The sequence below is a fragment of the Bacillus niameyensis genome, assembly GCF_001375535.1.
GTDB classification, from domain to species: domain Bacteria; phylum Bacillota; class Bacilli; order Bacillales; family Bacillaceae_C; genus Lederbergia; species Lederbergia niameyensis.
Genome location: NZ_LN831195.1, coordinates 1 through 1,753, shown reverse-complemented (window position 1 = coordinate 1,753; position 1,753 = coordinate 1). Strand labels below are relative to the sequence as shown.

At 39.8% G+C, this 1,753-nt stretch carries 1 protein-coding gene; it reads right to left on the bottom strand.

Translation table 11 applies throughout. The features are described 5' to 3' along the window. Positions 1-148: 148 nt before the first annotated feature. On the bottom strand, positions 149-1,384 hold the full coding sequence (locus BN1243_RS00045) for an IS110 family RNA-guided transposase (protein WP_062104226.1): 1,236 nt from the start codon (positions 1,382-1,384) through the stop codon (positions 149-151). Positions 1,385-1,753 lie beyond the last annotated feature (369 nt).

Below are 1,753 nucleotides of genomic sequence, written 5' to 3'. Positions count from 1 at the left end.
TTTAGACCTGCGGTAATATGTCAAGCACAAAATAATTAGTTATTTGGTTATCAAGGATCAAATATCTGAAAAAAGGCAGCACTAAACTAGACCAGTAAATTTTTGGTATTTACTGGAATTAGAGAAAGGATTTATTAGCGCATATGCGTCATATATTTACGCTCCTTTTCGGCGTGTAAATTTGGTGATTGCGTAGTAGCGCATCGACCAAACGTACAAATTTTCTTGCGGTTAGAACGAGTGCCCTTTTGTGCTGATGTTTCGGTACTTCTTTGTATTTCTTCGCGTAGTATTCTTGATACTCGGGAATGTGCCTTCTTACTGAGTTGGCGGCTTCAACTAAGTAATATCTTAGGTATTGATTTCCGTTGCGCGAAAGGGAAGTATCATCCGCAGTAAAACGTCCAGATTGATGTTTTCGCCAGTACAGACCTGCATATTTGGCTATTTTCGTTTCATCTTCAAAACGGTCAATTTGACCGATCTCAGCGATAATACCAGCTGTGAATACAGGTCCTACACCAGGGATGGATTGAAGGGTCTGAGTCTCTTCTAAGCCAGCCATGATGCGTTCAATGGCCTTTTCAATCTCCTTTACTTGCTTTTGAAGCGTTCTAATCACTTCAATGGATGTACCAAGGAGAACGTCGATTGAATCTTCGACTACCTTATCTAGGCGATACGAAGAACGGACGGCCCTTTGGATGGATTTCGCTACACATTCTGCGTCATTGAATCGGTTTTTTCCTTTTTCCTGAAGGAAACCGGCTAAATCTTCTAATGGCATTTGTGCTAGTTCATCTAGGCTAAATTTTTCTGAGAACATTTCCATCATGGCGTTCCCGAAAACGGACGAATCCACCTCTTGAGAAAAGGTATTACATTTAAAACTTAGGTGCTGTAAGAAATGTTGTTTCTCTTTCGTCACTTGATGGATGAGTTGGTAACGGGAACGAGTCAATTGTTGTAAGGCAATATACTGTTCTTCCTTTACCACGGACATGGAATTACGCCCAAAGCGAAGATAGTCAGCTATCACAAAAGCATCAATCTCATCTGTCTTATCCATATCCGTATAGCTTTTCTTAAAATTGGCAATCTGTTTGGGATTCATGACAAAAACCTTTGCGCCAAGACCTTTTAGTGATTCATCGTTATGCAAAAACATGGAAGGGTGAAAACTATAGACAGACGTAGATTCTAAACCGATTTTTAATGCTTGAATATTATTGTTTGTGGTGCAATCTAGAATACGGTCTCGTAGTTGTATGGCACCTGGAAGATCGTTAGAGACGGTAAAGGATGTAAGCTTTTCTCCTTCATCGCCTAAGATACAAACTTTTATATCAAAAGAACTAATATCTAAACCAACAAATAATTTCATGGGTTGTCCCCTCCTTTCAAATTAGAATCATTGGTATTATTCTTGGATGCCCTGAGATATCTCTAGTGTGAACGCCGACCAGCAACCTCGTGTATCAGAACTTACCCTGATTCGAAAGCCGCCCTAGAGCTACTATCCTCTAGGTTCGAGATTCAGGGAGAACAGCCTGCGAGTAGGAAGCACCGCACGTACACTGAGAAACAGTCTAAAAATGTGGTTAAACCCACAGGAGGAAAAAGAATTGTCCCAAATGATCCTATTCTCATTATCTAGAAATATCTCGGGACATCCAAGAAATTTGAATAAATTATTACAGGAAAAATAGGAAATTATGGGCTCTTAAAAAGGAGCCTAAACATAATATACGAG

Coding starts and splice junctions, on each gene's coding strand:
- BN1243_RS00045 (WP_062104226.1), bottom strand. CDS start 1,384: ATGAAATTATTTGTTGGTTTAGATATTAGTTCTTTTGATATAAAAGTT.